Annotated in this window: 6 protein-coding genes and 1 pseudogene; 4 read left to right on the forward strand and 3 right to left on the reverse strand. The window is 73.3% G+C overall.

The features are described 5' to 3' along the window. Both SZ60_RS13170 and SZ60_RS13175 read right to left on the reverse strand, forming a co-directional pair. A pseudogene (locus SZ60_RS13170) lies at positions 1 to 199 on the reverse strand (hypothetical protein); the annotation flags it as partial. A gap of 216 nt (positions 200 to 415) precedes the next feature. Then, a complete protein-coding gene (locus SZ60_RS13175; RefSeq protein ID WP_043596618.1) occupies positions 416 to 1,252 on the reverse strand; it encodes an alpha/beta fold hydrolase in 837 nt (278 codons plus the stop codon). A gap of 174 nt (positions 1,253 to 1,426) precedes the next feature. On the opposite strand from SZ60_RS13175, the gene SZ60_RS13180 reads away from it, so the two are divergent. From SZ60_RS13180 to SZ60_RS13190, 3 genes are all read left to right on the forward strand, one after another. Next, on the forward strand, positions 1,427 to 1,654 hold the full coding sequence (locus SZ60_RS13180) for a heavy-metal-associated domain-containing protein (RefSeq protein WP_043596620.1): 228 nt from the start codon (positions 1,427 to 1,429) through the stop codon (positions 1,652 to 1,654). Between the two features lie 86 nt (positions 1,655 to 1,740). Continuing rightward, positions 1,741 to 4,056: a heavy metal translocating P-type ATPase gene (locus tag SZ60_RS13185; protein ID WP_043596624.1), complete on the forward strand. Its 2,316-nt coding sequence runs from the start codon at positions 1,741 to 1,743 to the stop codon at positions 4,054 to 4,056. A gap of 591 nt (positions 4,057 to 4,647) precedes the next feature. Beyond that, complete coding sequence (locus SZ60_RS13190) at positions 4,648 to 4,920, forward strand: zinc-ribbon domain-containing protein (RefSeq protein WP_043596621.1); 273 nt, start codon at positions 4,648 to 4,650, stop codon at positions 4,918 to 4,920. A 47-nt stretch (positions 4,921 to 4,967) separates the two neighbouring features. Here SZ60_RS13190 and SZ60_RS13195 read toward each other — a convergent pair whose 3' ends face one another. After that, positions 4,968 to 5,204 (reverse strand): hypothetical protein, encoded by a 237-nt coding sequence (locus tag SZ60_RS13195; RefSeq protein ID WP_156155609.1) that lies wholly within the window; start codon positions 5,202 to 5,204, stop codon positions 4,968 to 4,970. A 173-nt stretch (positions 5,205 to 5,377) separates the two neighbouring features. On the opposite strand from SZ60_RS13195, the gene SZ60_RS13200 reads away from it, so the two are divergent. Beyond that, the gene (locus SZ60_RS13200; protein ID WP_082060153.1) at positions 5,378 to 6,628 is read left to right on the forward strand and encodes an ROK family transcriptional regulator; all 1,251 of its coding nucleotides are present in this window, start codon (positions 5,378 to 5,380) and stop codon (positions 6,626 to 6,628) included. Positions 6,629 to 6,947 lie beyond the last annotated feature (319 nt).

Below are 6,947 nucleotides of genomic sequence, written 5' to 3' on the forward strand. Positions count from 1 at the left end.
CACCGTTGCTGAGGTCGGCGATCGACGCGGCGGGCGTCGACGCGGCGCTGGGCTCGGACGAGGAGGACGACGACGTCGAGGAGGTGTCCGTCGCGGTGCCCGAGTTGGACGAGCAGGCGGCGAGGGAGAAGATCAGGGCGCCGGAGGCGGCGATGCCGAAGGCGGCTTTCGTGATGCGCTTGCGGGTGAAGGCGTTCATGGTGAAGCTCCTTGTCAGTTGGTCCCGGTGGGGATGTACAGGGTTCGCCACCGGGGGCGAGAAGGTTTGGATCTCGGTCACTTCGTTACCCGCCCGTGACCTTCACCCCCGAACGAGGGGCGAGGGTGCGCGACGGGTCGAGCCGGACGTGCAGGAGGCGCGGCGCCGGTCTCGAGGACCGGCACCGCGCCTCCTGCGGTCGCGTCGGGTTCCGCTCTACTTCTTCAGGAACTCGAGCACGACGCGGTTGAACTCGTCGGCGTCACTGACGTTCGCACCGTGCGGTGCACCGGCGATCACGTGCAGCTCGGACCCGGCGATCGCCGCGTGCGTCCGGGCGCCCGAGCCCTCGTACGGCACGGTCGCGTCACCGTCGCCGTGGATGACCAGCGTCGGCACGGTGACCTTGGTCAGGTCGTCACGGAAGTCGGTGTTCGCGAACGAGGCCATGGCCTCGAGGGCGGCGGCCTTGTTCGCCTGCTTGGCGAGACGGAGGGCGTCCTGGCGGTCGGCCTCCGACACCTTGAGGACGCCGTCGACCGAGAAGAAGCCGGTCGTGAAGTCGTCGTAGAACGAGTCCTCGTCCTTGGTCAGGCCGGCCGTCATCTCGGCGGCGGCCTCCTTGGTGAGGGGTCCGTCGGGGTTGTCGTCGGTCTTGAGCAGGTACGGCGGCACGGCCGAGGCGAAGACGACGCTGTGCAGGCGCTCGGTGCCGTATTTGCTGAAGTAACGGGCGACCTCGCCGCCACCCATCGAGAAGCCGACGAGCGTGACGTCCTGCAGGTCGAGCTCGGTGAGGACGGTGTGCAGGTCCTCGGTGAGGTGGTCGTAGTCGTAGCCGGTCTTCGGCTTGTCGCTGCGTCCGAAGCCGCGGCGGTCGTAGGTGACGACGCGGTAGCCGGCCTCGACGAACGCGGGGACCTGCTTGCTCCACGACTCGCCCGAGAGGGGCCAGCCGTGGATCAGGACGACGGTGCGGCCCGTGCCGCCGGTGTCGTCGACGTGGAGGTTCGTGTCCTTGAAGAGGCCGTGGTGTGCGGTGATCTCGGTCATGGTCGGGTGCCTTCTCTCTCCCGCCGTCCTGGCGGGGTCTCCTCCGTTCGTAGTCGGCCTCGCTGAGGGTCGGGTCGTCTCGGAGGTTTCTCGGAGGTGGGGGACAAGAGCGGACGCCCCTGGCATCGATACCCCTAGGGGGTATAACCTGAGGGCCGATCGAGAGGACCGAGCATGACCGACACCACCATCACCACCCTGCAGGTCGACGGCATGACCTGCGAGCACTGCGTCGCGAGCGTCACCGAGGAGCTCTCCGAGGTCGACGGCGTCGACTCGGTCGAGGTCGACCTCAACCCCGGGGGCTCGTCCACCGTCTCGGTCCAGGCCGACGCGACCGTCGAGCACGACCAGCTGCGGGCGGCCGTCGAAGAGGCCGGCTACCAGCTCGCCGCACGATGACCGCCGCCGGAGGCGCGGGTCGGCCGGGCGGAGGCGTCACCGGGGGCACCCTGCCGCCCGACGCGGTGCAGCTGGACATCACCGGCATGACCTGCGCCTCCTGCGCGAACCGCATCGAGCGCAAGCTCAACAAGCTCCCCGGCGTCGAGGCGTCGGTCAACTACGCGACCGAGAAGGCGCACGTGCGGGTCGTGGCCGGTGCGGCCGGTGACGCGCCCGACGGCGACCCCGTCGTGCCCGACGTCGACGCGCTCATCGCCACGGTGGCCGCCGCGGGGTACGGGGCCACCGTGCCCGCGCCTCCTGCGTCCTCGACCGATGCGGCCGACGGCTCGGCCGGCGACGCCCCCGACGCCCGCGCCGGCGAGGTCGACGCCCTGCGCCACCGCACCCTCGTCAGCGCCGCCCTCGCCCTGCCCGTGGTCGTGCTCTCGATGGTGCCGGCGCTGCAGTTCACGAACTGGCAGTGGCTCGCACTGACCCTCGCGGCACCGGTGGCCGTCTGGGGTGCCTGGCCCTTCCACCGCGCCGCCGCCGTCAACGCCCGCCACGGTGCCGCGACCATGGACACCCTCGTCAGCGTCGGCGTGATCGCCGCCTTCGCCTGGTCGCTCTGGGCGCTCTTCTTCGGCGACGCCGGCCGACCGGGCATGCACATGTCGTTCAGCCTGGTCGCGACCCACGGCGGCCCGACCGAGCTCTACCTCGAGGTCGCGTCGGCCGTGACCGTGTTCATCCTGCTCGGCCGCTGGCTCGAGGCCCGCGCCAAGCGTCGCTCGGGCGAGGCCCTGCGTGCCCTGCTCGAGCTCGGCGCGAAGGAGGCCACCGTGCTGCGCGACGGTCGGGAGGCGCGGGTCGCCACCGCGGGCCTGGTGCCCGGCGACCTCGTGGTCGTCCGTCCGGGCGAGGCGATCGCCAGCGACGCCCTCGTGCGCGAGGGCACCTCGGCGGTCGACCTGAGCATGCTCACCGGCGAGTCGGTGCCGGTCGAGGTGGGGCCGGGCGACCGTGTCGTCGGCGCGACGCTCAACGTCGGCGGACGCCTGCTCGTCGAGATCACCCGCGTCGGGGCCGACACCGAGCTCGCCCGCCTCGGTCGCCTCGTCGAGGAGGCGCAGAGCGGCAAGGCCGAGGTGCAACGACTGGCCGACCGGGTGTCGGCCGTGTTCGTGCCGGTCGTGATCGGGCTGGCCGTGTCGACCTTCGTCGGCTGGCTCGCGTTCGGCGGGCTGGTCGAGTGGGCCGGGGGCGGCGGCTTCTTCACCGGGTCGCTGCAGACCGCGTTCACCGCCGCCGTCGCCACCCTGATCATCGCCTGCCCGTGCGCGCTCGGGCTCGCGACGCCCACCGCACTGCTCGTCGGCACGGGCCGCGGCTCACAGCTCGGCATCGTGATCCGGGGGCCGCAGGTGCTCGAGCGCACCCGCACGGTCGACACGATCGTCCTCGACAAGACCGGGACGGTCACGACGGGGCGGATGAGCGTGCGCGAGGTCGTCCTCGGTGATGCCCGCGCGGGCGACGCCGCGGCCGCCGAGGTCGACGACGTCCTGGCCCGGGCCGCCGCCGTCGAGTCCGGCTCGGAGCACCCGGTCGCCCGCGCGATCGAGGCCGAGGCCACCCGGCGCGGGGTCGTCGTCCCGGCCGCCGAGCAGTTCACCGCCCACGCCGGGGCCGGCGTGCAGGCCCTCGTCGACGGCACGCTCGTGCTGGTCGGCCGCCCCGGGTGGTTGGCCGACGAGTGGTCGGTCACCGCGCCTCCTGACCTCGAGACGGCGTTCGCCGCCGCCGAGGCGACCGGCGCCACCCCCGTCGCCGTCGCCTGGGACGGTCGGGTGCGCGGTGTCGTCACCGTCGCGGACACCGTGAAACCCGGTGCGCGGGAGGCCGTCGAGCGGTTCCGCGGTCTGGGCCTGACGCCCGTGCTGCTGACCGGCGACAACGCGGGCGCGGCCCGGCACGTCGCGGCGCAGGTCGGCATCGCCGCGGGGGACGTCGTGGCGCAGGCGACCCCGCAGCAGAAGGTGGAGGCGGTGGCCCGGTTGCAGGCCGAGGGTCGCGTCGTCGCCATGGTCGGCGACGGCGTCAACGACGCGGCGGCCCTCGCCACGGCCGACCTCGGCATCGCCCTCGGGACCGGCACGGACGCGGCGATCGCGGCCGGAGACCTGACCGTTGTCAGCGGCGAGCTCGCCGGGGTGGCCGACGCCATCCGGCTGTCGCGGGCGACGCTCGGCACCATCAAGGGCAACCTGTTCTGGGCCTTCGCCTACAACGTCGCGGCGATCCCGGTCGCGATGCTCGGGCTGCTCAACCCCGTGCTGGCCGGCGCGGCGATGGCGGCGTCGTCCGTGTTCGTCGTGACGAACAGCCTGCGCCTGCGGCGGTTCCGCGCCGGGTGAGGCGGGGCGGGCTCGAGTCGTGCCGCCGGCTGAGCTGCGCGGGCACGTGTCGCACCGCCTGATGAACGTCGCACCGCCTGTCTCGGCGGTGCGATGTTCATTCCATGGTGCGACCACTCACAGGCTGCCTACGCCACCGCCAGACAGACGCCCGATATGTAAAATGGTCGTCGGGTGTCGTCATCGCCGGAACGACCCCCGGGCATGGCGAAGCCCGAGGCCGCACAACCGATCTCGGGCTTCGATGTGCTCTCCGTGAAGAGAACCAGGGGCCCAACAGAGTTCCCGCTTCATCTGATCGGAAGTGTAATCCCATGACGATCGACGTGCAAACGTCGATCCCACGGGGTGGGTCCCTGGCTCTCTCGCGGTGTTCGCCGGTGCGAACACCGCGAGGAGGGAGCGGATGTCCGAGGACGACCGCCGCCCGCCCAGGAAGACCGTGCCGTGGTGCCAGATCGCGACTCTCGTCGTGACCGTCGCCCGGTTCGCGGTCGACCTGGTGCGCAAGGGCTAGGAACAGGGCCCCGGGGTCATCAGGCCCCGGGGCCCGCTCCCGCCGGCTGCCCCGGTCCCGCCTAGGGTGAGCGCATGATCATCTTCGGCACCAAGGGCACGAGCGCCCTGCTGGGCGTCCTCTTCTTCGTCTGCCGGGTCTGCGGCAACGAGGCCGCGCAGCGCCTGGTCAAGCACCGTCGGTGGTTCACGCTGTTCTTCATCCCGGTGATCCCGTACTCGACGAAGCACGTCTACACCTGCGCCTACTGCGGCGCGGGCACCGAGCTCGACGCCGAGGCGGCCGGCCGGTTCCAGGCCGACGCCGAGCACGCGGCGGCATCCCGCGGCGGTCGGTCGCAGGGCTGACCGACCGCTCGGCGGCACGGGAGGCTCAGGGACGCGCGGCCGTGGCGTCAGGGCAGCGCGCGGTACCAGCCGGCCACGCGGGCGCGCAGGCCGACGGGGCGGGACCGGCGCCGCGCCTCCTCGGGGGCGTCGGCGACGGCCGGGGCGAAGCCGACGGTCGCGCACGAGGTGCAGACGAGCACGTGGCGGTGCACCGAGAGGGCCGTGCCGTAGAACGGGTTGGGCTCGAGACGGGTCGGCGACGCGCACAGCGTGCAAAGGGGGAGTTCGCGCGTTTCGTCCATGAGGATCACCACGACTCATGTTCGGCCACGAGAGGCCCCTTAGTTGTCCCCCACTTCGGGTGGCGGGGTACGCAGCGACGGGCGTCGGGCGGACTCGCCGCGGCCCCGGCTCGGCCCGGGCGGAGCCCGACGTCGGGACGAGGAGGCGCGGGTCGGCCACCTAGGATCGTCGCGTGACGGACTCCCACGCTCCCGGGCACGCCGCTCCCGCTCACGGTTCCCTCGGCCACGCCGACGGCGGCTGGTCCCCGCTGGCCGGCAGCGCGCAGGCCGTGGTGCTCGACATCCTCGTGCACGGCGCCCGCCCGCGGACCGAGCTCGCCGCCCGGCTCGGCCTGTCGGGCCCGAGCCTCACGCGCATCACCAGGCCCCTGCTCGAGAGCGGACTGCTGGTCGAACGAGCGTCCCTCGCGCCGTCCGGTTCGGGTCGGCCCTCGGTCCCGCTCGACCTCGACCCGGACGCGCACCACTTCGTCGGCGTCAAGCTGACCCGTGACCGCCTCTTCGTCGTCGTGGCCGACCAGCGGGGCCGGGTGCTGGACGGGCACGACGAAGCCCTTCCCGACCCGTCGCCCGCCGCGGTGGTGGACCAGGTCTCGGGGGTCGTGAGCTCGGCCCGGGGCCGGGACGACCGCATCCGCGCGGTCGGCGTCACCGTCGGCGGACAGGTCGTCGATCGAGCCCACGTGCGGCACGCACCGTTCCTCGGCTGGGACGACGTGCCCCTGGCCGACCTGCTGACGGCCACGACCGGCCTGCCGACCTGGGTCGAGAACGACGTGCGCGCGCTGACCCAGGCCGAGCACTGGTTCGGCGAGGGACGCGGGCTGCGGTCGTTCGCCCTCGTCACGATCGGCGCCGGGGTGGGGCTCGGCCTCGTCGCCACGGGCGAGGTGCTCGGCGGGGCGCACTCGTCGGCGGGCAGCATCGGACACCAGCGGATCGTGGTGCCGGTGCCGGTGCCGGTGCCGGTGCCGGTGCAGACCCCCGCCGCGCCCCCTGCCGAGGCGCCGGCCCCGACCTGCGACCTCGGCCACCACGACTGCGCCGGGGCGTTCCTCACGGTCGCCGCGGTCGAGGCCGCCGCCGCCCGGGCCCTCGGCCGCCCGGTCGCCTACGACGACCTGCTCGCCCTCGCCGCCGACGGACACGAGGAGGCGCGGGTCGTCGTCGACACCGCCGCCGACGTCCTGGGCCAGCTGATCGCGGGCGTGCTGAACGTGCTCGACCCCGAGGTGGTCCTGCTGTCGGGCGAGGGCGTGCGGCTCGCGACCGTCGGCGACGCCGCGGTCGACGCCGCGATCGGGCGCGGCACCCACGGGGCGGTTCCGCCGCCGAGACTGCTCGTCCAGGAGTTCCGGTTCGACGAGTGGGCCCGCGGCGCCGCCGCTGTCGCGATCCAGATGCACGCGCTCGGGCGCTGACGCCCTGTGCGCTCGCCGGCGCCGCGCGCGCTCCTCGGGACGCGACCCGCGCCTCCTCGCCCTTGAGCCCGACCCTCGATGAACCCGGTTTCGAACGATGAACCCCGAAGCTTTCGGGTTCATCGTTCGAAACCGGGTTCATGGCCGCCCCGCGCCTTCTACCGGCCCCGCGCCTTCTGCCGGACCCGCGCCTCCTGCCGGACCCGCGCCTCCTGCCTGCCCCCGCGACCCGCGCCTCCTGCGCGCCCCCGCACCTCCGACGCGTCCTGAACCCCGTTCCGTGCGATGAACCACGCATCGTCGTGGTTCATCGCACGGA

Origin of the sequence: Frigoribacterium sp. MEB024, assembly GCF_000878135.1 — a bacterium.
In the GTDB taxonomy this organism is placed as follows: Bacteria; Actinomycetota; Actinomycetes; order Actinomycetales; family Microbacteriaceae; genus Frigoribacterium.